The sequence below is a fragment of the Sinomonas soli genome, from assembly GCF_054782415.1.
In genome coordinates, this window is the sequence record NZ_BAAGSN010000004.1 from 1 (window position 1) to 22,665 (window position 22,665).

26 protein-coding genes are annotated in these 22,665 nt (G+C 71.4%); 13 read left to right on the plus strand and 13 right to left on the minus strand.

Translation table 11 applies throughout. From position 1 onward, the window contains the following. The 3 genes from ACYVKZ_RS03350 to ACYVKZ_RS03360 form a co-directional block, all read left to right on the plus strand. Positions 1-153, plus strand: a 153-nt coding sequence (locus ACYVKZ_RS03350) for a sigma-70 family RNA polymerase sigma factor (protein WP_460990958.1), incomplete at its 5' end; no start/stop codon positions are given. 115 nt (positions 154-268) lie between these two features. Continuing rightward, entirely contained in the window at positions 269-676 is a 408-nt protein-coding gene (locus ACYVKZ_RS03355; protein WP_460990598.1) for a hypothetical protein, read from the plus strand. A gap of 5 nt (positions 677-681) precedes the next feature. Beyond that, the gene (locus ACYVKZ_RS03360) at positions 682-2,853 is read left to right on the plus strand and encodes an FUSC family protein (protein ID WP_460990599.1); all 2,172 of its coding nucleotides are present in this window, start codon (positions 682-684) and stop codon (positions 2,851-2,853) included. Here ACYVKZ_RS03360 and ACYVKZ_RS03365 read toward each other — a convergent pair. After that, positions 2,850-3,674, minus strand: coding sequence for an alpha/beta fold hydrolase (locus ACYVKZ_RS03365; protein WP_460990600.1), 825 nt, complete (start codon positions 3,672-3,674; stop codon positions 2,850-2,852). The genes ACYVKZ_RS03360 and ACYVKZ_RS03365 overlap by 4 nt on opposite strands. Before the next feature lie 196 nt (positions 3,675-3,870). Here ACYVKZ_RS03365 and ACYVKZ_RS03370 point away from each other — a divergent pair, with 196 nt between their 5' ends. Both ACYVKZ_RS03370 and ACYVKZ_RS03375 read left to right on the plus strand, forming a co-directional pair. Then, positions 3,871-4,188, plus strand: a complete 318-nt coding sequence (locus tag ACYVKZ_RS03370; RefSeq protein WP_460990601.1) for a hypothetical protein — start codon at positions 3,871-3,873, stop codon at positions 4,186-4,188. Positions 4,189-4,333: 145 nt separating this feature from the next. Next, entirely contained in the window at positions 4,334-4,633 is a 300-nt protein-coding gene (locus ACYVKZ_RS03375) for a hypothetical protein (RefSeq protein WP_460990602.1), read from the plus strand. A 92-nt stretch (positions 4,634-4,725) separates the two neighbouring features. On the opposite strand, the gene ACYVKZ_RS03380 is transcribed toward ACYVKZ_RS03375, so the two are convergent. Next, positions 4,726-5,637 (minus strand): DUF2382 domain-containing protein, encoded by a 912-nt coding sequence (locus tag ACYVKZ_RS03380; RefSeq protein ID WP_460990603.1) that lies wholly within the window; start codon positions 5,635-5,637, stop codon positions 4,726-4,728. A 252-nt stretch (positions 5,638-5,889) separates the two neighbouring features. Here ACYVKZ_RS03380 and ACYVKZ_RS03385 point away from each other — a divergent pair, with 252 nt between their 5' ends. Beyond that, the gene (locus tag ACYVKZ_RS03385; protein ID WP_460990605.1) at positions 5,890-6,480 is read left to right on the plus strand and encodes a hypothetical protein; all 591 of its coding nucleotides are present in this window, start codon (positions 5,890-5,892) and stop codon (positions 6,478-6,480) included. A 19-nt stretch (positions 6,481-6,499) separates the two neighbouring features. On the opposite strand, the gene ACYVKZ_RS03390 is transcribed toward ACYVKZ_RS03385, so the two are convergent. After that, positions 6,500-7,060 (minus strand): hypothetical protein, encoded by a 561-nt coding sequence (locus ACYVKZ_RS03390; protein ID WP_460990607.1) that lies wholly within the window; start codon positions 7,058-7,060, stop codon positions 6,500-6,502. A gap of 973 nt (positions 7,061-8,033) precedes the next feature. On the opposite strand from ACYVKZ_RS03390, the gene ACYVKZ_RS03395 reads away from it, so the two are divergent. The 3 genes from ACYVKZ_RS03395 to arr are packed head-to-tail and all read left to right on the plus strand — an operon-like array spanning position 8,034 to position 9,740. Beyond that, positions 8,034-8,639, plus strand: a complete 606-nt coding sequence (locus tag ACYVKZ_RS03395) for a DUF1214 domain-containing protein (protein ID WP_460990608.1) — start codon at positions 8,034-8,036, stop codon at positions 8,637-8,639. Then, on the plus strand, positions 8,636-9,310 hold the full coding sequence (locus tag ACYVKZ_RS03400; RefSeq protein WP_460990609.1) for a DUF1254 domain-containing protein: 675 nt from the start codon (positions 8,636-8,638) through the stop codon (positions 9,308-9,310). The genes ACYVKZ_RS03395 and ACYVKZ_RS03400 overlap by 4 nt, the downstream gene beginning before the upstream one ends. Continuing rightward, positions 9,303-9,740 (plus strand): NAD(+)--rifampin ADP-ribosyltransferase, encoded by a 438-nt coding sequence (gene arr / locus ACYVKZ_RS03405; RefSeq protein WP_460990610.1) that lies wholly within the window; start codon positions 9,303-9,305, stop codon positions 9,738-9,740. Before ACYVKZ_RS03400 ends, arr begins: the two co-directional genes overlap by 8 nt. A gap of 10 nt (positions 9,741-9,750) precedes the next feature. On the opposite strand, the gene ACYVKZ_RS03410 is transcribed toward arr, so the two are convergent. After that, complete coding sequence (locus tag ACYVKZ_RS03410) at positions 9,751-10,281, minus strand: hypothetical protein (RefSeq protein ID WP_460990611.1); 531 nt, start codon at positions 10,279-10,281, stop codon at positions 9,751-9,753. Positions 10,282-10,508: 227 nt separating this feature from the next. Further along, positions 10,509-12,068, minus strand: a complete 1,560-nt coding sequence (locus ACYVKZ_RS03415; RefSeq protein ID WP_460990612.1) for an MFS transporter — start codon at positions 12,066-12,068, stop codon at positions 10,509-10,511. 211 nt (positions 12,069-12,279) lie between these two features. Here ACYVKZ_RS03415 and ACYVKZ_RS03420 point away from each other — a divergent pair, with 211 nt between their 5' ends. Together ACYVKZ_RS03420 and ACYVKZ_RS03425 are read left to right on the plus strand one after the other, a co-directional pair. Then, positions 12,280-13,374 carry a permease gene (locus tag ACYVKZ_RS03420; RefSeq protein ID WP_460990613.1) on the plus strand — a complete coding sequence of 365 codons (1,095 nt, stop codon included), beginning with the start codon at positions 12,280-12,282 and terminating at the stop codon, positions 13,372-13,374. Positions 13,375-13,382: 8 nt separating this feature from the next. Continuing rightward, on the plus strand, positions 13,383-14,165 hold the full coding sequence (locus tag ACYVKZ_RS03425) for a TIGR03943 family putative permease subunit (protein ID WP_460990614.1): 783 nt from the start codon (positions 13,383-13,385) through the stop codon (positions 14,163-14,165). Between the two features lie 55 nt (positions 14,166-14,220). Here the strand turns inward: ACYVKZ_RS03425 and ACYVKZ_RS03430 are convergent, their stop codons facing one another. The 7 genes from ACYVKZ_RS03430 to ACYVKZ_RS03460 form a co-directional block, all read right to left on the minus strand. Further along, complete coding sequence (locus ACYVKZ_RS03430; protein WP_460990615.1) at positions 14,221-14,940, minus strand: hypothetical protein; 720 nt, start codon at positions 14,938-14,940, stop codon at positions 14,221-14,223. Positions 14,941-14,966: 26 nt separating this feature from the next. Then, complete coding sequence (locus ACYVKZ_RS03435) at positions 14,967-15,689, minus strand: class F sortase (protein ID WP_460990616.1); 723 nt, start codon at positions 15,687-15,689, stop codon at positions 14,967-14,969. 114 nt (positions 15,690-15,803) lie between these two features. After that, positions 15,804-16,667, minus strand: a complete 864-nt coding sequence (locus tag ACYVKZ_RS03440) for a hypothetical protein (protein ID WP_460990617.1) — start codon at positions 16,665-16,667, stop codon at positions 15,804-15,806. Between the two features lie 270 nt (positions 16,668-16,937). Continuing rightward, entirely contained in the window at positions 16,938-17,642 is a 705-nt protein-coding gene (locus ACYVKZ_RS03445; RefSeq protein WP_460990618.1) for an SGNH/GDSL hydrolase family protein, read from the minus strand. Further along, positions 17,639-18,028: a DUF3467 domain-containing protein gene (locus ACYVKZ_RS03450; RefSeq protein ID WP_460990619.1), complete on the minus strand. Its 390-nt coding sequence runs from the start codon at positions 18,026-18,028 to the stop codon at positions 17,639-17,641. Before ACYVKZ_RS03450 ends, ACYVKZ_RS03445 begins: the two co-directional genes overlap by 4 nt. 101 nt (positions 18,029-18,129) lie before the next feature. Then, complete coding sequence (locus ACYVKZ_RS03455) at positions 18,130-18,711, minus strand: LGFP repeat-containing protein (protein WP_460990620.1); 582 nt, start codon at positions 18,709-18,711, stop codon at positions 18,130-18,132. A 133-nt stretch (positions 18,712-18,844) separates the two neighbouring features. Continuing rightward, complete coding sequence (locus tag ACYVKZ_RS03460) at positions 18,845-19,897, minus strand: FAD-dependent monooxygenase (protein WP_460990621.1); 1,053 nt, start codon at positions 19,895-19,897, stop codon at positions 18,845-18,847. Between the two features lie 261 nt (positions 19,898-20,158). On the opposite strand from ACYVKZ_RS03460, the gene ACYVKZ_RS03465 reads away from it, so the two are divergent. Next, positions 20,159-20,296, plus strand: coding sequence for a hypothetical protein (locus ACYVKZ_RS03465; protein ID WP_307004286.1), 138 nt, complete (start codon positions 20,159-20,161; stop codon positions 20,294-20,296). 120 nt (positions 20,297-20,416) lie between these two features. Then, positions 20,417-21,490 (plus strand): glycosyltransferase, encoded by a 1,074-nt coding sequence (locus ACYVKZ_RS03470; protein ID WP_460990622.1) that lies wholly within the window; start codon positions 20,417-20,419, stop codon positions 21,488-21,490. A gap of 464 nt (positions 21,491-21,954) precedes the next feature. Here ACYVKZ_RS03470 and ACYVKZ_RS03475 read toward each other — a convergent pair whose 3' ends face one another. Further along, positions 21,955-22,245, minus strand: a complete 291-nt coding sequence (locus tag ACYVKZ_RS03475; RefSeq protein WP_460990623.1) for a hypothetical protein — start codon at positions 22,243-22,245, stop codon at positions 21,955-21,957. Positions 22,246-22,665 lie beyond the last annotated feature (420 nt).

The window sequence follows — 22,665 nt, forward strand, 5'->3', positions numbered from 1 at the left end:
GCGAGCGAGCAGGAGCGTCGGCTGGTGCGGCTGCGGTTCGTGGAGGAGATGAGCCAGTCGGAGATCGCCGCGGAGCTGGGGGTGTCGCAGATGCAGGTCTCGCGCCTGCTGCGCCGGCTCCTGGACCGCATGCGCCGCAAGATGGCCGCCTGACCCCCGACCAACCGCGCTGGACCCCACACAGCGGGGCAGCACCCGTGCGCACGGCCACACGGATTGCATGGATCAGCCCTCGCAGGGGTACGAAGAGCAGTGAGGGAGGTCAGACATGCGAGAGCGTGACAGGGACATCAATTCCGGGGCCGGACACGCGCCGGGCGGCGGGCAGAAGGTCGTGGTCTTCGACGGCAGCCGGGAGGTGCACGGGTACGCGGTCGGGGCAGTGGACGGATCCATCGAGGTCGTCTGGGCAGTTGCCTCCGGGCGGCACCGCAGGAGGGCCTTCCCTGCCGAGGACGTGTTCATCCCGTCCCATGCACAGCAGTGGGCAGGAGTGCCGATCAGCGACGACGGGCTCAGACTCGCGGCCCGCGCCGCCCGCACGCATGCCGCCCAGACCCATGCTGCCCACACCCACGCCGCCCAGGCGCAGGCCGCCCAGGCGCCGGCGATGCCGCAGGAGGAGCGTGCCCCGGGCCATTCGCCCTGGGCGGCCCGCTCCGACCACGCAGCCTGAGTCCCGTGCGCGGGACAAGGACGTCGCCGGAGGCACGAGCCGCCGCGGTCTCCCGTCCCGGTTTCCTGCGCCGGGTCGCAGACATCGCGGTCGCCTCGGACCCCGGGCTCGGAAGGCTCCACCTCGGCCTGGCCGGCGCCGGCAACGTCGCGGTGTGCATGGCCGTGGGCTATGGGATCGCGCTGCTGCTCCATGCGAATGCCCAGGGCACCGTCGTGTTCATGCTGCTCAGCAGCGTGGTGGCGATGATCGGCACCAACGCGCTGGTCGACCACCGCATCAAGTCCAACGCGATCACGGCCGCGTACTTCCCGCTGGCCATGGGCGCGGGCATCACGGCGGGCACGCTGCTCGCCCCGAATCAACCAGCCTCCCTCGTCGGCTTCGTCGTGGTGATGTTCCTGGCCGTGTGGATGCGCCGGTTCGGGCTCGGCTACTTCTTCTACGGCTTCATGCTGTGGAACGGCTACTTCTTCGCATCCTTCCTCAAGACCACACTGCCTGCCATCCCTGCGATGCTCGTGGCCATCGTCATCGCGACGGCGGTGGTGCTGCTGCTGAGCTGCACGGTGTTCCGCCGGCATCCGCGCCGCACCCTCGCCGCCGTCTTCCGGAGCATGGGCGCCCGCCAGCGCGGCCTCGCCCGGGCCTGCATCGCCCTGCTCGAGTCCGATCCGGGCAGCCCTGCGGCCGACCGCGCCTCGCTGGCAATCTTCCGCGCCCGCGCGCTGGCCACCGAGGCGGCCCTGATGAGCGACGGCTGGGCCGCGCACGCTCCGGCGCTCCCCGAGGGCTGGACGGCGTCCACGCTGCGCGCGCGCCTGCTCGAACTGCAGCTCGGCCTCGACCGCCTCACCCTCGGAACACGGCAGCTCGCCGCGAACGACGCCGGGCCGGCCCTCCGCAGCGCCGCCGCGGAGGCCCTGGGCGCACTCGCCGCCGCGAACCCGGCCCGGGCCCGCGAGGCAGCAGCGGCGCTCCCCGAGCTGGCCTCCGTGGCGCCCCGCAGCGTGCAGGCCGCGGCCGCCGACCTGCACCGCGGCATCAGCATCGTCGCCTCGGTGCCCAACCGGCCGGTGCTGAGCCGCACCGTGCAGGAGAACGAGCCGGAGTTCGTGCCCGCGGCCGGGCTCGTCCTGGGTCAGCTGCCGGGAATCCCCAGCGTGGCGTCCGAGGTCGATCCCCGCGGCGCATCGTGGAATCCGCTCACCCGTTTGCAGTTCGCCACCCGGCAGGCGGTGCAGGTCGCGGTCGCCGGAACCCTCGCGATCGTGGTCGGAAGCCTCATCAGCGGGCAGCGCTACTACTGGGCGGTCATCGCCGCGTTCGTCTCCTTCGCAGGGACCGGCACCCGCTTCGACACCACGCGCAAGTCGCTGCTGCGCGTGGCGGGAACCCTGGGCGGCCTCGTCGCCGGAGTCGTCGTCGCCCGCCTCACCAACGGGAACCTCTTCGCCGCCCTCGCAGTGATCGTGGCGAGCATCTTCTGCGGCAACTACCTCATGCGCATCTCCTACGCGTACATGATCTTCTTCCTCACCATCATGCTCAGCGAGCTGTATGCCATCCTCGGCCAGTTCTCGGACGAGCTCCTGCTGCTGCGCCTCGACGAGACGGCCGCCGGAGCGGCGGTCGGCATCGCCGTCGCCCTTCTCGTCACACCGGTGAGCACCCGCGACACCATCAGGCTCGTCCAGGGCTCCGTGCTCGCGGCAGTCGCCGACCTGCTCGGCACGCTGCGCGACCGCGCCCTCGACCCTGCCTCAGTGAGCGCCGACGCCGTAGACGAGAGGGTCATCGCCGCGGACAACCAGCTGCGCCGGCTCGTCCTCGTCGGCGAGCCGCTCACCCGGTACCAGATCTGGGAGAACCGGCCCCGCGCCATCCGTCGCCGCCTCACCCTCGTCGCGAACATCGTCGCGACGGCGCGGTCCCTGAGCGACGCCGCGTGCAGGCTGGACCAGGCCGACGCCGAACTCGCCGCCGAGATCGAGAAGGTGGCCGAGCTCGCGCGGTCCGCGGCCGGCACCGGCCGGGACGGGGCAGAATCCGCGGCCGTGCCGGTTCTCGCGCGAGAGCCGCTCGACCCCAGCGCCCGCGCCATCACCCAGAACCTGCCCCTGCGGGCGCACGCCGCGCTCGACCGCCTGCAGGCCCTGATCCGGGAGATCGCCTAGGACCCTGCGGCCAGGTGCTCGGCGATGGCCCGCGCCACCTCGTCGGGGGAGTCCTCGGTCGGGATGTGCTTGCCCTCGACCACGACCAGGTCGGAGCCGGGGATCTCGGCCACGTACCGGCGGGCGTACTCGATCTTCTGGAAGTCGTCGTCCCGGCCCCACACGAGCCGCGTGGGGATGGCGGCCTCCTGGAGGGAGGGGACCAGGTCCACCGTGTAGCGGGCGTCCGCTGCCGCCGCCATGGCCATCCAGGACGGGACCCTCGCCGGGTCCTGCCAGGGGCTGAGGTAGTCGGCGAGCTCGTCCTCGCCCAGAGTCCGGTGGGTGCTGCCGCGGGTCGAGGTCTCGCGCGCCGCGAGCAGGTCGTCCTGGCTCGTGGCCTCCCGCACCTGCGGGTCGCGGAAGCGTTCGACGGCGGGCACCGGCCAGGAGTCGAACATCACCGAGTTCATCAGCACCATCCTCCGCACCGAGCCCGTGGTGGCGGCCAGGTGCTGGGCGATGCCGCCGCCGATGTCATGCGCTGCCACGTCGAAGGTATCCAGGCCCAGCGCCCGGGCGGCGCGCAGGACCGTCTCGGCCAGGGCGGGGACGGTGGCCTGCTCCGGGGTGAGCTCTCCGGCGCTGGCGCCGAACCCGGGCAGGTCCAGCGCTATGCACCGGGCGGTCTGGGCCAGCTGGGGAAGGACGGGCGCCCAGACCCGGCTCCAGAAGGTCCCGTGCAGGAGCAGCAGCGGCGGCCTGCAGTCCTCTCCTGCGGCGAGGTATGAGAGGTCGGTGCCGTCGACCTCCACGGTGCGGCGGGTGACGGGATGTGCCACGGAGACTCCTGTCCAGGGCCGGGCGGTCCGGCCCGTCGGTAGGCAGAGCTACCCGGTGCTCGGTGGGGGCAAACGGCGGCCCGCCTACGCCGCCCTGCCCGCCGCGGGTCAGGGCCCTCTTCCTCTGGTCGGTGCACCCCGCATGGCCTCAACCTGATCCGTGTTCGGTGCAACCGCTCGGAAGAGGAGGGCGAAGATGGAGAACGCATACACTGCGCCCGGACCGGACTGGGGGAGCGGCACAGCCGCCGCGGGCGCGGAGGAAGCCGAATTGCTCTTCGGCCGGGCGCTGGAGCGGGTCCGGGCCTTCCGCACCGTGCACGGAAGGCTCCCGGAGGCCGCAGGCGCGGACGAGCCGGACGAGCCCATCCTTGGCGCATGGCTGGAACACCAGCGGCACCGGCGCACCGGGGAAAACCTGCCGCCGTGGAAGGACAACGAGCTCTCCCGCGCTCTGGGATCCATGTGGTGGAACGGGCAGGATGGGGGCAGGCCCCCTCTGCCGCACCACTGAGCGCGCCCGCCTCCACGCGCCGCCCGGATCCCCCCAGCTTCTTGTGTGACTGCACCGTTGACGGGGAATCAACTACCCCACACAAGGGGGTGGGAGCGTGATCGACAGGCATTCGGCACAGATGCAGAGGGCACGCATTGAGGCAATGGCGGCCGAGCTCGGCCCGGACGAGCCGCTGTGGTTCGAGGTCCGGAGCGCCCGGCAGGCGCCGGGTTCGCGGTGGAAGGCGGCCGTGGGCAGACGGGGGCAGACCGGGACGGCGTTCTCAGGGGAGGGCGGCGGATGCGTCCTGTTCGAATTGGACTACCCGAGCCAGCTGCCTGAATGGCTTGAGGCCGTCGGCATCAGACCCGAGCAGCCCATTCCCCTCAATTGGCGCAACCTGGTGTCCTTCGACTGCCCCGTCGGGTACACGCCTCGCCGCGGCCAAGCCGGCCTCGACTGAGGCCAACTCCACACCGGCCCGCGTTACTCATGCCCGGGCCCGGGGAGGACGAGTCCGTCCTCCCCGGGCCCGGGGCCGCACGGGGCAGTGGGTCAGGGCCGGCGGCCGCCCTCGGTCCCCTCGGTGTCGATGTGCTCCTTGGAGACGTCCTCGTTCACGGTCTCCTCGCCCGTGCGCGTCTCGGTCCCGAGACGGACGCGCTCAACGGGCACGGTCTCCTTGTCGACGACGGGCCGCTCCTCGTGGAGGGTGACCTCGTGCTCGTCCTCGGTGAGGTCGGGGCCGTCCAGGGCTGAGCCGCGGTTCTCGTCCGTGATCGGCTCGCGCTCCACGCGGACCTCCTCCCGCTGGACCGGGACGGTCTTGGTGACGTTCTCCGTGGTGACGTACTTGCGCAGCCTGGCCCGGCCGACCTCCTGCTTCTCGGTGCCGACGTTGAGCCGCTCCTCGGAGCGGGTCATCGCGTCGTCCGCCGCGGTGCCCGATTCCCTCCTGCGGGGCATGTCCGAGACCTCGCTCGCGGTCTCGGTCTGCTCGGTGTCGGTGCCGGCCAGGCCAGCGGACTCCCCGGTGCCGCCGTAGGCCGAGCCGCCCGCGCCATAGACGGTGCCGGTGTCGTCGGCACCGGGCTCCGAGGCATCGGCGTCCCGGAGGCCGGAGGTTCCTCCCACGTTCCGGGCTGCCCCGTCGGAGCGGCCGTAGTGCTGGTAGAGGCGGTCTTCCTCGCCGGGCTCGAGGTGCCCGTCGGGGTCGACGCGGGGGGCGTCCTTGACCTGGTCCTTCGTGTAGGGGACCACGAGGTCGTCGCCTCGGAGGTCCGCCTCCCCGAGGGGGACGAAGGACTCCTTCATGCCGAACAGACCGGTCTTGACGGTGACCCAGGTGGGCTGGTTGGTGTCGTCGTCGACATAGAGTTCGCCGATGCCGCCGATCTTCTCCCCGTCCTGTCCGACGACGTTTCCGCCGGCGCGTCCGAGTGTCTCGATCTTCTCGCGTCCGATCATCGTGTCTCTTCTCCTCAGGTTGTGGATCCGCATACTGCTCGCCCCGCTTTCTTGAGGGATGTGCGGTTCCTTGCCCGCCCCCTCGCCGGGCAAACATGACCGGCCGCCGGACGCGCCGTTCATCCGGCCGTCAAGATTCCGTCAAGGCTTGCCCGGGCCGCGTCAGCGTCCCGCAAAGATCGGCCAGCGGGTGCCGCGCGGGGTGCTCTCATGCAGAGAGGGCCCCCTCGAAGGCCCGGGAAGGACACAGCGATGGGCGCGATCCAGGGCGCCATGCCCCTCATCGTGATTGACGACGACGGCGAGTTCCACCTCTTCCGGACCGAAGCCGAGCTGCTCCGTTCCGGCGAGCGGCCCGGGAGCAGCCGGTGCGTCATCGACCGCTCCGGCCAGTACCGCCACCTCCTCGCGGGCCCGGACGGCCTCCTCGCCCTGAGCCGGTCCCTCGGCCCCGCGGACCACTACTCGCTCCGGCAGCAGTTCCTCCGCCAGCAGCACGCCCATCCCGAGGCCCACCGGCTCCTGCGGCGCTACCCCTCCACCCGCGAGGACGTCCTCGCCAGCATCTTCGAGGAGCTCGAACTCGAAGCCCCGTCGGACGTGCAGGGCTGGACTGTCCAGGCCGGCGTGGTGCGCAGCCGCTGTGCGGGGCTCCATGCGGTCGACGAGCAGATGGCCCACCGCACCGGAGCGGTGGTCGTGGCGGACCCGTTCGGCCACCGCTACGTGCCGCACGCCCCGAGCAACCGCGCCCTCGCCAGGCGCCTCGGGGGCAGGCCGCTCTACGTTGAGATCGGAACGCGGTGGGCTGGGCCAGACGCCCGTGCCTGGCCCAGTCAATGACGGTGGGGCTACCGTCTGCCTACCGGCACAGCCAGATCGTCCCCGAGGACCTTGTGGTCCTGTAGCGGTAGATCGTGGTTCCGTTCCGAGTGTGGCCGACCGGGCCGAGGTTCGTGCCGCTGTGATACCTCCCCGCCAGGTCGTTGTAGCTGTCGACCGTCGTGCGGTAGGAGGCGCAGCCGCGAGTCAGGCTCCCTCGAGCGGTGTTCCAGCCGTTGTTGTAGACCCAGCCCCCGCCCCGGTAGGACCAACCCCACCACTCGCGCTTCTCGATCTTCATATAGTTCGCGCATCCGTAGGTGCCGTGGCAGTTGCGGCTGAGGTAGGCCCACCCCTCGGCGGTGGTCGGGCCGATCTTATGCGGTGCGTAGACCGAGTAGGTCAGTGCCGCGGCCTGCGCCGGAGCGGCGGCAGTGACCGCTCCTCCGGTGGCGATGAGGGCAACCAGGCCAAAGGTGGTGCCGATCTTCCGAAGGAGCCTGGAAAGCCGAGACGTTCGGGTCCTCGGCCGTTCGTGCGGCTCTGCGTCCGCAGCGTTCGGGCTCGTGTCCTGGACGGATTGATCGATGATGTTTGCCATGACAACTCCTCAGTTGTTGTGGGCCAATGGTGCTCGGCCGACGAGGTCGAGGTTCGCGTCGCGCTTCGGCGCCCGCAGGGCAAAAGGGGATCGTAAAACTGCGAGCCGTTTTCAGTAGGAACTTCAGGTCCCTGCACATCAACGTGGCTGGGTTGTGCGAATGAAATGTGCGCCCATTGTGAGCAATCGGAAAGCGTCGGGAGATGCGCCGGAGATCTCGATTCGAAAATGGGGTGCGCGAGTCCGGCAAATGTGATTTGACCACCGGGCTGTGGGTCGGGTCAAGGGCATAATGCCGCCCTATAAGGCCCCTCTGCCAAGGTCGGAGTTTCCTTGTCGGTAACGTGACGGGAAGTGGCAAGTACACCAAGGGTTGCGTCTCAATTGACGGGGCTTTTTGCCCTTGTTTCCTCTGCTTGGAGCGTACTGTGCGAGAAGAGCCGAGGGAATCAGACGACGCTTCAAAATATCGCCCAGTCGTCCAGCCTTGTGGGTTCTCTGAGCGTTCCCGGGGTCGGACACAGCCCGAGCAGCGGCGTTCTGTGGGTGGCCGCATTCCTGGCGCGAGAGGTGCCACTGCGGATTTCGAGTACGACCTCGTCCAGGTGGAGGTGTCCGTGGTGGGGGAGATCGAGTACCGCCTACTCGGGCTTGAGGACCCGTAAGGGTGTGAGAGTTGCATCAAGAGGGCGCCGGCCGCCCTGGAGAGCGAGGTGGGAATGGAAGAGCCAGCCCTGGGGGCAGAATTGAAGCTGTTGGAGATCCTGGTGGAACGCCTTGAGCGGGCGTCTCGGGATCTGGCCGAGATCGAACGGAGGCTGACAGATTCGGTGGGGGCTCAGCGGGAGAGGGATCGGATGGCGGCAATCGACAGCTGGCGGCGCTCTCAGTGAGTTGGCATCCGCTTTCCGAGCGGCCCCTGCAGTAGAGACCTCGACGTCAGGAACTGGAGTCCTGTGATGCAGGCGTCATCGTGAGCGGCTTCCTGGCGTGGGTCGCGGGTTCGGGCGTGGTGCAGGGCCTGATCATGGGTCTGACCTTCGCGTACCTGACCACCGTCCTGGTCCTGAACGCGGTGGCGAGGACCGAGACGGAGACCGTCAACGGGTGGAGCGCGGTTCGCAGAGCCGGTCAGCCCGGCAACGGGCTGCTGGTCCGTGCGGCCCTGCAGAAGGCCCTCCCTGTCGTCAACGTATTTGAAGAGGCCGCCTACTGGACGGCAACCACTGACGACCGAGGGAATCGACTCAGCGGCGAGCATGCGTACCGCCTGCACTTCCCGGCAGGCCAGCTCCCACCGAATGATGCCTTCTGGTCGCTGACCGCCACCGACACCGTCGGCTACATGGTCAACGCCCCGACCGGGCGGCCGAGCGTGAACGACCACTCTGGTCTCGTGGCGAACGCCGACGGCTCAGTCGACATCCTGCTCCAACCGCATCAGCCATCGGATGCTGCGCAGAACTGGGTGGCGACCCCGTCCGGCCGGTTCAAGCTCATGCTCCGCGCCTATCTCCCTGGAGCGGCCATCGTAGAAGGCCGGTACGAGGTCCCGCCGGTCGTCAAGGTGCAGCCATGAATCGCCTGATCCTGAAATACGCCACGCCCGTGACGATCGCCATCGTGGCGGTCTTCGCTTGGGTGACCTACAGGCGGATCGCGGCCGGCGGCCTGGGCTCCATCACCCTGCTGGCAGCGACAGCTGTGGCCGTCTGGGTGATCGGTACGGTCCTCTTCATCTACTTCTGGCCGCGGATCACAGTGGGCGGCTTCAAGCGGACCTTTGCCCGGCGCGGGCTGGGTGGAGGGCCGATCCCTGTGAACACCATCTACGCCGTGCCGGAGAGCCCCTCCCGGTCCGCCCTGGCTGGCAGCGTCATCGCGACCGGCACCGACGACGTCCTCTACTTCGGCGGCTGGCTGGACGTCGGCGCCGGGCCGCACGTGCTGCACGTGCCCGACATGGCACAGCGCTATTACAGCGTGCAGTTCACGGACCCGACCAGCGGCGCCAACCCCGCCTACGTGGGGAAACGGACCACCGGAACCGCCGCCGGTGATTTCCTCCTCTGCGAACCCGCCTGGCACGGCGAGACCCCGGCCGGCATGACCCGGATCGATGTGCCCCACAAGGCGGCCCTGCTGATCGGTCGGATCTTCGTCGCCGACGAAGCTGACCGGCGCACGGCCTACGAACTCGCGAAGCTGGTCCAGCTCACTCCAGCGCCCATGGACCACAAGCATGGGTGAGAATCCGACCGCGTCACCGTTCGATGACGGCCCGTTCTACCACGGCACGGTCGCCGACTTGAAGGTGGGCGACCTGCTGACGCCCGGCCGCCCATCGAACTACCGCCCGGACGTCGTGATGAACCACATCTACTTCACGGCACGCGCCGACGGGGCAGGCCTCGCGGCCGAGATCGCAGGGGAACTCGCAGGGGGAGCAGCGACTCCGCGGGTGTACATGGTCGAGCCCATGGGAGCGTTCGAGGACGACCCCAACGTGACCGACAAGAAGTTCCCGGGCAACCCCACGCGGTCCTACCGGAGCAGCGCCCCGCTGCGGATCCTCGGCGAGATCACCGACTGGGTGCGGCTGACGCCCGAACAGCTGCAGGCATGGCGGGAACGGCTGTCGGTGCTCCGTACCAGCGGGCGAGGGGACATCATCAACTGAGGACGGCTGCCTAGCAGCTGATGTCCGCGAGGACGTTGTTGAACGCGGCCTGGACAGTGCCTGCCCCTTGGTTGAGGGAACCGAGTGCCTGCGCCAGCATGTCGTCGTCGGCAATGCCCTTCACCGCCGTGTCAAGACGGGTCTCAGCGGCCTTGAGCGCGTCGATGTGGGTCGGGGAGACATCGCCGGGCGTTGCGTCCAGGGCGGTGAGGGCCTTGGCCATCTGGTCGCGGGCGGCCCGGACGTCCTCTACCGATGCGCCGGCTTGGAGGTCGTCCTTGAAGCTGGCGAGGGCGTCGCCGAAGGCGCTGGCAGCGGTGCACGCGGCGGTCGACGACGGGCTGGGGGTGGGGGTCTCCGATGGGCTCGAGGTGCCTGCCGACGGGCTGGGCGTAGTGGTCGCCGACGGGCTCGAGGTGCCTGCCGACGCGCTGGGTGTGGTGGTCGCCGACGGGCCGGGCGTGCTGCTGCACCCTGCCAGCAGCATCAGCGCCGCGCCGAGCGCGGCCAACCGGGCGCCGAGTCGATGGTTCCGCGACATAGGAGGCCCTTTCCGGTGGCTGATGGCCTGGATCTGCAGAGGAAGGCGGGCTGTCTCACTGGCAATGGTGACGGCGCGTGCCGGCGCTGAAAGGAGCCAAAAGGCCTGAACCCGCGTCGGACAAAGCAGTGCCCCGAACCATGGGGGGTGGCCGGGGCACTGCACTGCGAGTCTAGGTTGCTCGCCTGAGTGTCAGCTCCGAGGGCTCCCCGAGGAGCCCAAGCAGCTCAGCCGCTGACCGAGGTGCCCCGTTCGGCGCGGTTGGCCTGCGCGTCCTCGCCGGTTCCAGCGGGCTGGGCGCGCAGGTGGTGCGGCGTGGCGAAGAAGAGCGCGCACACGGCGGCGACGAGCACCACGGACGCGGGCAGGATGAGCGTCTGGCTCATGGCGTGCGTGAACGCGTCGTGGAGGAACGGGGGCAGGACGGTGGTGTTCGACTTGCCCAGCTGGCCGCCCGCGCCCTTGCTCCCCGGCGGGAGGGCGGCCGTGATCTCGGCGCTGATGCGGCCGGTCATGAGCGCCGCGAGGGCTGCCGAGCCGATCACGGCCCCGACCTGCCGGGTCGTGTTGAACACGCCCGAGCCGGCGCCGGCGGCGCGCAGCGGCAGGTTCCGGTTCGCGGTGGTCGCGGTGGGGCCCCACATGAACGCGCTGCCCAGGCCCATCACGAAGGAGGGGATGAGCAGCAGGGGCCACGCGATGGTCGGGGAGATCATCACCGAGTAGAGCCACATCCCGGCCCCGACCAGGAGGGCGCCGGGCACCACGAGGTAGCGGGGGTGCACCCTGTCGGTGAGGCGGCCGGCTACCGGGGCGAGCACCATCGTCAGGACCGCCGAGGGCGTTCCCATCAGGGCCGACTCGAGCGGGGTCATCCCGCGCACGGCCTGGAAGAAGTACACGACAGGGATGAACATCGCGGTGATCGAGAAGCCCACGGCGGAGATCGCGGCGTTCGCGAGGGAGAAGTTCCTGTCCTTGAACAGCCCCAGCGGAAGCAGCGGCTCCTTCTTGTTCAGGGCCTGCCAGATGACGAACAGCACGAGGAAGGCGACGCCGGCGATCACGGAGGCCCACACCCAGCCGTTCCAGTCGTAGGTGTTGGACTCCTGCAGGCCGAAGACGAGGAAGAACATGCCGGCGGCCGAGAGCAGCACTCCGAGCCAGTCGAAGGTGTGGCTGTGCGTCTCGAGCTGGGGGACCAGGGCCGCCGCCATCACGAAGGCCACCACCCCGATCGGGACGTTGATGAAGAAGATCCACTCCCACCCGAGGGTGTCCACGATGAGGCCGCCCAGGACCGGGCCCACGAGCGTGGCGAAGCCCGCCGTCGCGCCCCACAGGGCCATGGCGGTGCCGCGCTTCTCGGGGGCGAAGGTGCGGGTGATGACGGCCATGGTCTGCGGGGTCATGAGCGCGGCGCCGAGACCCTGCACGGCGCGGGCGATGATCAGGTTGGCGATGCCGCTGCCCGGCAGGAGGTCGGACAGGCCGCACCACAGCGAGGCGAGCGTGAAGACCACGAGGCCGATCAGGTAGATGTTCTTCGGCCCGAACCGGTCGCCGAGCCGCCCGGTCACGAGCAGCGGGACCGCGTAGGTGAGCAGGTAGGCGCTCGTGACCCAGATGACGTTGTCCGTGGTCGTGGAGAGCCCGGCCTGGATGGACGGGTTCGCCACCGAGACGATGGTCGTGTCAATGAGGATCATGAAGAAGCCGATGACCAGCGCCCAGAGGGCCGGCCAGGGCCGGACCTCCTTGGGGCTGGTCCCGTGAGCGGGTGTCATTGCGGGTGTCCTTCCATGCGGACCGGAGTTAAGGGGACGGCCTGGACCGCTGCTGCCCGGGGGCACTGCTCGTTTTACCCGGTGGCGGCCATTGTCGATCCCGTCTGGACCCATCATCCCAAGGGACGGGCATTACGCGCACACACACCGCGCTCCCTGTCCAGGGCTCCGGACCCTAGTCGCCCCGTGGATCCGGTCGTAGCCTCTCACCATGTCGCAGCCGGAACCGGACCCGGACAGCCTCGCACTGCCCACGGGAAGGCCGCCCGAACCGCCTCCCGAGCAGGTGCGCCGTGCCGAGGCGATCGCCCGCACGGCGGTCTTCCTGGTCCTCGCGGCCGTGGTCCTGGTGCCCGTGCTGATCTTCCGCGCGTTCGTGCCGTCCGCCACGGCGGGGATCGAGGGCGCAGCCCGCGACTTCTTCACCCTCGCGATCAGCGTGGTGATCGAGTCGCTGCCGTTCGTCTTCCTGGGCATCCTCATCTCGATCATCGTGCAGGTCTGGCTCCCGCAGGACCTGCTCCTGCGCCGCCTGCCCGCACGGCCGGCCCTACGGCGCCTGACGCTCTCGTTCCTCGGGATCCTGATGCCGGTGTGCGAGTGCGGCAACGTCCCGCTGGCGCGGGGACTGATCTCCAACGGCCTCACGGTGGCCGAGGCGATGACGTTCCTCTTCGCCGCCCCGATCCTGAACCCGATCACGATCATCACCACCCAGCAGGCCTTCGGCTGGGACAGCCCCGTCCTGGCCGCACGCGTCGCGGGCGGGTTCCTGATCGCCAACCTCGTCGGCTGGATCTACGCCCGCCATCCCCGGCCCGAGCAGCTCCTCACCCCCGGCTTCCAGGCATCCTGCGCCGCAGACGGACGCGGCCACGCACACGCACACGGCCACGGCCCGGAGGGGAAGGTCCGGCGCAGCCTGGAGCTCTTCGCCCACGAGACCAACGCCATGATGCCTGCCCTGATCGTCGGCGCAGCCCTCGCCGGGATCATCCAGGTCTTCGTCTCCCGCGACGCCCTCGTGGCCCTCGGCGGCGACGTGATCTGGTCAGTCCTGGCGCTGATGGCCCTGGCCTTCATCGTGGCCCTGTGCTCGAACGTGGATGCGTTCTTCATCCTCTCCTTCGGCAGCACCTTCCTGCCCGGCGCGATCACCTCGTTCCTGGTCTTCGGCCCGATGATCGACGTGAAGATGATCGCGCTGCTGCGCACCACCTTCACCGCGAAGACCCTCGCCGCCCTGACCCTCCTCATCGGCGCCTGCGCCGCCGTCCTCGGGTGGGCGGTCAACCTTGCTGCCTAGGAGCTCCGATGCTTAGAGGATTCGCCGGCAGGGTCGGCGTCATGCTCAGCCTCACCGCGGTCGCGGCCACCCTGTGGCTCTCGGCCACGGGGCGCCTCGGCCTGTACATCAATCCCGGCTACGCCCCGTTCGCCACCGTCATGGCCGCGATCGGCGGCGTCCTGGCGGTCGCGGCCTTCGCGCTCCTCCCCGCCGCCGCGCCCCGGCCAGCAGCGCCGGAGGGCCGCGGGCGCCGCGAGGGAGCCCCCGCACCGGGCCCGGGGCAAGCGGTGGGGCGGTTCCGGGCCGCCGGCAGCCTTCTGGTGGTCGCGGCCGCCGTGGTCGGGCTGCTGGTCCTGCCCCCGCGGACGCTCACCTCCGCTGCCGCGAGCCAGCGCAGCCTGAACGTCTCCGGCACCCTCAGCCGCGCCCAGACGGCCAACCTCGAAAGCCGGGATCCCGCCGACTACACGGTGCGGGACTGGGCCTCCCTGCTGCGCTACGACACGGACGGGAACCTCGTGGGCAAGAGCGCAACGCTGACCGGATTCGTCACCCCCGACCGCGCCGACCCCGCCAACGTCTTCTTCATCACCCGCTTTGTGATCAGCTGCTGCGCCGTGGATGCGCAGCCGGTGGGGGTCCCCGTCTACCTGCCCGGATGGCAGAAGCAGTACAGCGCCGATGCCTGGATCACCGCCACGGGGACGTTCTACGAGAGCCCGAACCCTGCCAAGGGCACGTCCACGGTGATCACGGCCGACCAGATCACCCACACCGCCCAGCCCGCGCAGCCGTACCTGTCGCGTTGACCGGACGCCGCGCGGATCAGATCCTCAGGGGCTCGGCCCCACGGTCAAGGCGCTGCTAGGACCCCGGACCCTCCCGCAGGGCCGCACGGGTCCGCGCGTTGCGGTGCAGGCCGAGTGCCGAGGCCGCCGTGAGGAGCAGGCCGAGGCCGAGCAGGAGGTACGGTCCCGGGACGCCGGACTCGTCGGTGGGCGCCCCCGCCGCGGTGCCGTCCGCACGCAGCGCGGCCACGGGGGACACCGCCGACTCCGGCGAGGCTGCACCGCTCGGGGTGGCGCTCGACACGGACGACGGCGGTGCTGCCGCCGGCGATGCCGGGGCGCCCGGCCCGGGCTGGGACGGCCGCGAATCGGACGGCCCCGGCCCGGAACCTGCCGCCCCGGAATCCATTGGAGCGGGCGCGCTGGGCGCAGGGGACCCGGGGACGGGCGCAGCCGGGGCCGCGGGCGCCGGTGCCTGCTGCGGTGGCGCCGGGTTCGGGGCCGTGCCGCCTCCCGTCCCGCCTCCGGTGCCGCCGCCGGCGCCAGGGCTCGGCGCCGGCGTCCCCCCGGTCCCGGGCTGGGGAGCCGTGGACGGGGTCGGCGAGGGGGAGGGGCGGCTGGGAGGGCAGAAGAGCGGCAGCAGGCACCCGGCGGGCACGGCCAGCGGGCGGCCCAGCGAGCTCGGCGCGGCCGACGCCACGGCAGCCGGAGCCGCCAGGAGCACGGCGAGGACGGCCGTGAGGGCTGCGAGCATCGCCGCAGCCGGTGCCCGGCCCCGCAGACGTGAAGTGCCCATGGACAGCAGATCCTACCGGCCCTGCATTACGTCCCGGGCTGCGGCTCGGCGGTGATCACCGTGTTCGTCCCCCACGGGTCGGCGAAGTCGCAGGTGATGAGCACCACCCTTCCGGGCACGGCGTCCCACACGCGGGAGGTGCTGAGGGCGGCCTTGCTGTAGTCGGCCACGGCGGTCACGCGGTAGCGGAGCGTGCCGGCGGCCGTGGCGAGGGTGAAGGCGTCCCCGGCCCTGGCGCGCTCGCCGATCCGGTTGAAGGGCGCGTCCGTCCCGACCCAGCGGTGGGCCACGATGTACGTGGTGTCCGCGGAGCCGGCGCCGGGCCTGCCGTAGTTGGCGAGCCAATAGGCGTCCATGGTCTCCGGAGGCGTGAGGGAACGGGCGGCGAGGTCGTCCGCCGTGGGCGTCAGGGGAAGGACCGCGACGCTCGCCTGCGCGCCCGGGTAGTCGAGCCGCCGGGGCGCCGCGGCCGCGGGAGTCGCCCGGGCCGGCGGGGAGGGCTTCGCGGACTTCGTGCGGGAGGGGGACGGAGCGGGGGAGGCGGACGCGGACGACGTCGGGCCGGTCGCCGGGGTGGCCGCGCTCGCCGTCGCTGCCGGTACCGGTGGCGGCCCCGGGCGCACGTCGGCCACCGCGGCGGCGGAGAGGAGCGCGCCGGCGGCCACCGCCGCGGCGAGGGCGCCGAGCGTGCCGCGGGGCGCCCTCTGGGCCTGGCGCTCGTGCCGTGCTCCGATGCGTGCGGGTCTCACAGTCTTCCTCGTGGGCTGGTCTTCCTGGTCAACGGGGTTCCGGTGTGCCGGACGGGCGCGTCCCCCACCCGATGTTTTCGGGCCACCGGGTGGGGGACGCGGGCTGGGGCTCGCCTAGGACTCGCGCCGGGAGCGGCGGAAGAAGGCCACGAAGGCCGCAGCGCAGCCGAGGCCGAGGAGCCCGGTGGCAGCGCTCCACAGGGTCAGGGCCGCCTGGGTTCCTGCGTCGCCGGGCCGGGCGTCGACGGCCGTCTGCACGGCGAGGCCGCGGCCGGGGGCGCCCGACTCGGGCAGCGGCGCCGCCTCGGACTCGCTCGGTGCCGGCGCGGCCTCGGACTCGGTCGGGGAGGGAGCGGGCGTGCACCCGCACCATTCCTCCTCCGGGGTGCTCTCGGTCGGCGTGGGCGTGGGCGTGCCCGTGCAGCCGCACGACTCGTCCCACGGGGTGCTCTCGGTGGGAGTCGGGGTGGGCGTGCCGGTGCAGCCGCCGCAGCCCGCGTCGCTCCCGGGGTCGCCGGTGGGCGAGGGCTTCGCCGTCTCGGTGCTGGTCGGGACGCTCGCGGCGATGACCGTGAAGGCCGCGACCCGCGCGCCCACGTTCTCGGAGGCCGCGCCCACGGTGTGCTCGCCGAGGGCCGCGCCCGTCGGGACGGTGCCCTGGTACGAGAAGTGTCCGTCGGCGTCGGCCGTCACGGTCGTGAGGGCGGTCCCGTCGAACATCACCTCGACTGGCTCGTTGGGGCCGTAGCCCACGCCGTCGATGGTGATCGCGGTGCCCGGCGCGCCCGAGGACGGGCTGACGGTGACGGCGGCCGCAACCTGGGCCGCGGACACCGTGAACGGTGCGCTCTGCGCGGGCGCCGTGCCGGCCGCGTTCGCGGCGCCGACGCCGGTGAAGATGCTGGTGCTGAGAAGGGCCGCTCCGAAGGCGGCCGAGGCCCACAGGCGCAGGGGCGCAGACTTCTTCCGTGTATTCACTTTTCCCCCAATATTGATATTCACAGGTGCGTCAGGATGGCTTTTCGAGAAATGGCCTGACAGGGCCGACCATATTCACCGCCATCGCGCGCCGACAAGGGTCTGGAGGGCCTTATCGGCGCGCTGTGACCGTGTGACAATGCGCTGTCACGTGCTTCCGGCTCCCGCCGGCGCCGGCAGCGCAGGGCAGCGTCGGGAAGGCGGCCGGGGAATTGCGCCGTGCGTGACACGCTCCGGGGTGCGAATTGTCAATTGACCCTGTGGGCCGCGTCAGGACTTTCCGAGCAGGTCGGGGAGCTGGTCGCACACGGCGAGGGCCATGAGGGCGCCGCCGGCCTCGTTGGCGTGCACGCCGTCGCTCGAGAGGCCCGGCAGCCAGGTGCCGTCCGGGGCGGTGACGGGGGCCGTGACGTCGAGCCACGGCACGCCGTGCACGCCCGCCCAGGCGCGCAGGATCGCGTTCAGCTGCACGGTGGAGGTCCCGTGGGCGGCGGAGGGCGGCACCGAGACCAGCACGGCCCGGACGTGCCGGGCGAGCACGTCGCGGACCAGGAGCTCCACGCCGGCCGCGGCCCCGGCGGGCGGGGCGCCGTCGCGCAGGATGTCGTTGGTGCCGGCCTGGACGAGGACCACGCCGCCGCGGGCGGCGGCCTCGCCGACCCATGCGCGCAGCTCCAGCGACGTGCGGCCGGGGTGGGAGGAGAGGACGCCGGGGGTGGTGCTGGGCACGAGGGAGTCGGCCACGGAGAGCCGGTACCACGAGTAGGGGAAGCCCGAGTGGGAGTCGCCCAGGACGCTCACCACGGTCGGCGCGGCGGGCACCGATTCCGTCGCCCCGCCGCCCGGTGCCCCCGCCCCGGGGGAGGCGGCGGCGTGCGGCGAGGAGCCGGCGTCGTGCGTCCCGAGCACCGAGCAGGCGGCGAGCAGCAGGACGGCGGGGAGCACCGCGAGGGACCGCGCGAGGGCGCCCCTCACTCGGGGCCTTCCACGCCCTCGTCGTCGATGTGGATCTGGCGGCCCTGGGAGTCGTAGAGGGGCTTGGCCGGGGGCTTGCGGCCGGTCTCGTGCTCCCAGACGCCGAGCTGGCGGGTGAGGGCCGCGGCGAGCTCGAACACCTGCTCCGGGGGGATGCGGATGCGGCTCACCACGCGGCCGGGGATCACCTCGGCGTGGTCGCCGTCCTCCGTCTCGCCCACCTGCGGGGGCTGGGTGAGGGCCACGAAGTCCAGCACGAACACGTTGGGCGTGTGCCAGAGGTTGGCGAAGTCGGCGAAGCGGCCCTCGATGTTCTCCTCGGGGAGGGAGATCTGGAAGACCTTGGGCATCTCGGGCTCGGGGATCTCTGGCTCTGGCAGGGTCATGCACCCCATCATTGCGCGACGAACGGGGCCCGCGAAGCATTCGCGGACCCCGTTCGTTGCTGGCGTACCCCGGCTTGGAAGGGCCCGCCGGGCTTCAGGTGTCAGCTGTTCCAGTGGTAGTGGCCGTTGGCGTCCCGGCCCTTGCTGCCGCAGGTGTACCAGCGGCCATTGGTGGCCAGGCCCTTCATCCACACCTGGCTGTTGGCGCAGAACGCGCCGGGGATGACGCGCCCGTTGACCACGGCGGCGGTGCCGCCGCGCGGGGACCAGGTGATGTAGCCGTTCTGGAAGTTCTGGGCGCGGCCGCCCTGGTAGTTGTACTCGTCCGTGGTCGGGTAGCCGAGGTACCCGCGCTCCCAGCCCTTCGAGGCGTACACGGCGCGGATGGCGCCCGCGTTCGGGTGCGCCCCGGTCCGCGAGGACCAGTAGATGGCGCCGCGGGCGTAGTCGCGGTGCGCGCCGGTGCTGGTGCGGACCTCGGGGCCGCGGGCCGCGCCGAGGAGGCGGGAGCCGCCCACGGCCTGGTACTTGGCGTCGATCGCGGAGTAGCCGCCGGCGGTGGCGGCCTGCGACGCGATGCCGGTGGTGGTGAGTGCGAGCAGCAGGCCGAGCACGAGTGCGGCGATGCCGCCCTTGCCGAGGAGCCTGCTCCCCGTGGTCTGCCGAAGCGACGATACTTCCATGGAGCCCCCAGAGTTCGTCGAGAAGGTGCGAAGTGGAGGCCCGGTCGGCTGGCCGCGTACAGGGCCAGCGGACCGGGCTACCGAGATTTTACATGTCCAACAGGGTGCTTCGCCCGCGTGCGGCCGGCCCGTCTCACTCGGCGGACGACGGCGCGGGGCGGCGCCGCGCTGCGGCCTTGCCGGCGGCGGTGACGAGGGTGTCGCGGAGCCAGGGGTGGCGCAGCTGGTTGCTGATCCGGTTCATCAGCCGGGAGCCGGCCACGGCGCGCTGGGAGGGGCGGCGCCGGGCGGCGTCGTACCGCGCGAGGCCCTCGGCCGCGGTCGGGGCGGCGACCAGCGCGTCGGCGAGGGCTAGCCCGTCCATGAGGGCCTCGCCGCCGCCGCGGCCCAGGTGCGGGGCCATGGCGTGGGCGGCGTCGCCCACGAGGGCGAGGTTCCCGGCCGCGTAGCTCTTCAGCGGGGCGAGGTCCTCGATGCGGCGCCGGTCCACCGCCTCGGAGGTGAGGGTGGCGAGCACCTCGTGGACGCGCGGGGTCCAGTCCCGGTAGAGGGTGCCGAGGAGCTCGAGCGGATCGTCCTCGCGGGTGCCGGCGAGGTCGGCGCGGACGCCGGCGTACCAGTTGGTCCCGCCGCCGGGGAACGGGGCGCGGCCGAAGATCAGCCCGGCGCCCCAGGCCTCGAACCCGTTGCGGGTCTCGAGGGGGGCCACGCCGCGGAAGGCCACCACCCTGGCGTCGCGGAGCCGCGCGGCCGGGAAGGCGTGGGCGCGCAGGGCGGAGTGGACGCCGTCCGCCGCGACCACCACGTCGGCGTCAGGCAGCTGCGCGGGGGAGGCGACGGGGGAGCCCCAGCGGACGGTGCCCTCGGGCAGCCCGGCGAGGAGGGTCTCGAGCAGGTCCATCCGCCCCACGCCGCGGGAGGTCTCGGGCAGGGACAGGCGGGCCAGCACGCGCCCGTCGGGGCGGAGGAGCTCGCCCGAGGCGATGCTCACGGTCTCCAGCCCGGCGGCGGCGCCGAGGCGCTCGAGCGCGGACCACGCAGCGGGCCACAGGCCCAGCAGCGTGCCCGCGGTGGAGAGCTGCGGGTGGCGCTCGTGGACCTCCACGTCCCAGCCGCCGGCGGCGAGCGAGCGGGCCGCAGCGAGCCCCGCGATCCCGGCCCCGGCGATCACAGCGGTGCCCTTCATGGGCTCAGGCTAACGGTGGTTGAGCGGAGCGCAGAGGAGTCGAAACCCGCGGTGGTTGACCGGGGCGAAGCGGAGTCGAAACCCCGTGTCCCACTAGTGCCCAAAGTCCCGGATTTCCGCCGGAAATCGCCACTTCCGCCCGCGTGAGGCCATGTGACTTGCACTTTTTTGGACTTCGTGTGTGCCTCTGCCATGGTGGTGGTGCACAGAGGCAGCCGCGGCTTTCCGTTGCCGCGCTCGGTGATGCGATGGGGGCTACTCATGGGCTGGAAGAGCAAGTATCGGCGCCGGCAGTGGTGGCTGAGGAACGAGCGGCTCGTCAGCAGGGCGCAGACCGCGCTCCTGGCGGTCGCCGCCGTCGCCACGGTGCTGTTCATCGCCCTCAACCTCCACCGGTAGCCCGCGCGGCGGGAGTCACACAGGCCACACCTGTGCACCCGGCGTGCCGCCACCGGGCCGTGCCGCGGCGCCCCTAGCCTTGGATCCAGACACTACGTACGGGCAAGGAGCATGGGGGATATGACGGCCAGGCATGTCATCGCCGCGGGCATCCGGCGCGGGAACGGGGAGGGCCTGCTGGCCTCGGTCGCGGAGGGCCTCTCCGCGCTCGGCGAGGACGTCTTCGTGGTCGGGCCGCCGGCCCGCAGCCCCCTCATGGCGCGCGCCGCCGCGCTCGGCCTCCCCGTCCACACGCTGGCCTCGGCCCACCCTGCGCAGTACGCGCTCGATCTGCTCCGGTGGCGCCGGGCAAACCCGGACGGCGTGCTGTGGTGCGAGGGGACGCTGCCCGCCCTCGCGACGGCCGGGATGCAGCGGCGGGTCCTCGCCTTCGACACCGCGGCCCCCGGCCCCCTGAAGAGCGTCCGGAGGGCGGCGGCGCGTGCCCGCGCGCTCGCCACCATCGTCCCCTCCGCGGCCGACGCCGGGCGGCTGAGGGACGCGCACGTTCTCGCCCCCTCGGTCCCCGCCCTCGAGCTCGTCCGCCACGGGCGCGGCGCCGGCCCGCTGCGGATCGGCTTCATGGGCCCGGTTTCGGAGCGGGACGGGGTGCTGGTCCTCGCGGACACGCTCAGGGAGCTCAGGCGCTGGGCACCTGAGGGGTACCGGCTCCGCATCACGGGGCCCACCCGCTACGCCGACGCCCGCGAGCGGGTGGTGGTGGAGGGCCGGCTCAGGTCCCTGGGCGCGATGGTCCAGAGCGTGCACAGCATGCCGGCGGACGAGTTCCTCGGGTCCGTGGACCTGCTGGTCTGCCCGGCCGTCTCGCCCCGGGGCTTCTGCTTCCCGGCGGTGACCGCGATGGCCTCGGGCGTGCCCGTGGTCGTGAGCGACGCCGGGTCGCTGCCCGAGGTGGTGGGCCCGGATCACCCGTGGGTGGCGCGGGCGGGCGATTCGGCCCACCTCGCCGAGGTGATCACGGCCGCGGCCGCGGCGCTGCCGGCGTACGACGCCGTGGCTGCCGCCCGCCGCCGCTGGGAGGCTTCCTATTCGCCGGAGGCGGGCCGGAAGGCGCTCACCGCGCTGCTCGGGAACCTCGGCCTGGGGCCCTCGCACAGCGGTGCCGGGGAACCTGCGGCGGCCGCGGGAGCCTAGGGTTTGGACGGCCCATCCTTGGCGACCACGGCCTTGAAGGTCTTTGCCAGGATGATGAGGACGCCCAGGAGCGACCAGTCGTCCAGGCCGCTCTGGCCGCTGGTGCATCGGTGGGCACATCGAGGCAGAACGTGGCATCAGCGCTGAACGTGGCCGTGCCGAGCACGGTCGCAGTCGCGTCGCCCTCCACCGTGGCGGTCTTGTGGGACGCGTGGCGGCTACCGCTACCGTGCAGTGCTTTCAGTCCGACAATCTCGCGATTCAGCACGAGGTGGTTGAGCAGATGCTAGAGGTTCGCGAAGTCGGCCAAGTGCCCCCCCGATATTCTCCTTGGGCATGGAGATATGGACTACCTTAAGGAGTTCATCGTGGACCATGTCCCCTTCGAGGCCCCCAGAGCCCGGCGTATTGTCCGAGTCAATCGGACCCGGTGCAGCACTGCAATAGACCCCTTGGAGGTCCGTCTATGTAGCCGCCTGCAGCGCGGGTTCGAGGGAGACCGCCGGTACCTGTGTCGTCAAGTGCTTGGCTACTACGGGCCGCCCGCAAGCCGTCGCTACAAGAGCGACCCTCACGGGCGGAGAGCCTCTCCGCGACGTGATGGCTACGGCGATCCCCTGGAAGAAGCCGAGCGCCCCGGCGGCGATCCAGAGAATGACCGCGAGGCCGCCATGGACCTCCGCCCCGGAAGTGATGATCGCAGCCCCAGCAAGCACTGCACACACGGAAAAAGGAAGGGCGTAGTGCCAGTTCATGATGTGTCCCCCATCAAGATGCCGGCTCCGAGCCAGCAGCGCCTAAAACCGACCGCGGCAGAGGCGCGTCGGTCCGTACACTACTGTATACCGGTTCCCGCGCTCCGGACGTCCGTGGCACGTCAACATGGATTTGTGCAGATTTGGAAATCGTGGGGCCACCTGCCAATCTAGTCCCGCAGCAGGCGCGGCCGCGGTCTTCGCTCCCTGCGACGCCTACGACTGGAGGGGGCAGCAATGAGCCGAAGGAACAGCCATCGTCGGCGTGAGTGGGCGTTGCGGGAACGAGAAGCAGAGCCATGCCCCGAGTGGCATTGCGCCTGTGGGCTCTGGGCCGTGGTTCTGTTCATCGCCCTGGCCATGAAACAGGCAACGGCGCCGGCCGCCGGCACAGTCTCTGCGGCGACAGCATGCCCGGGC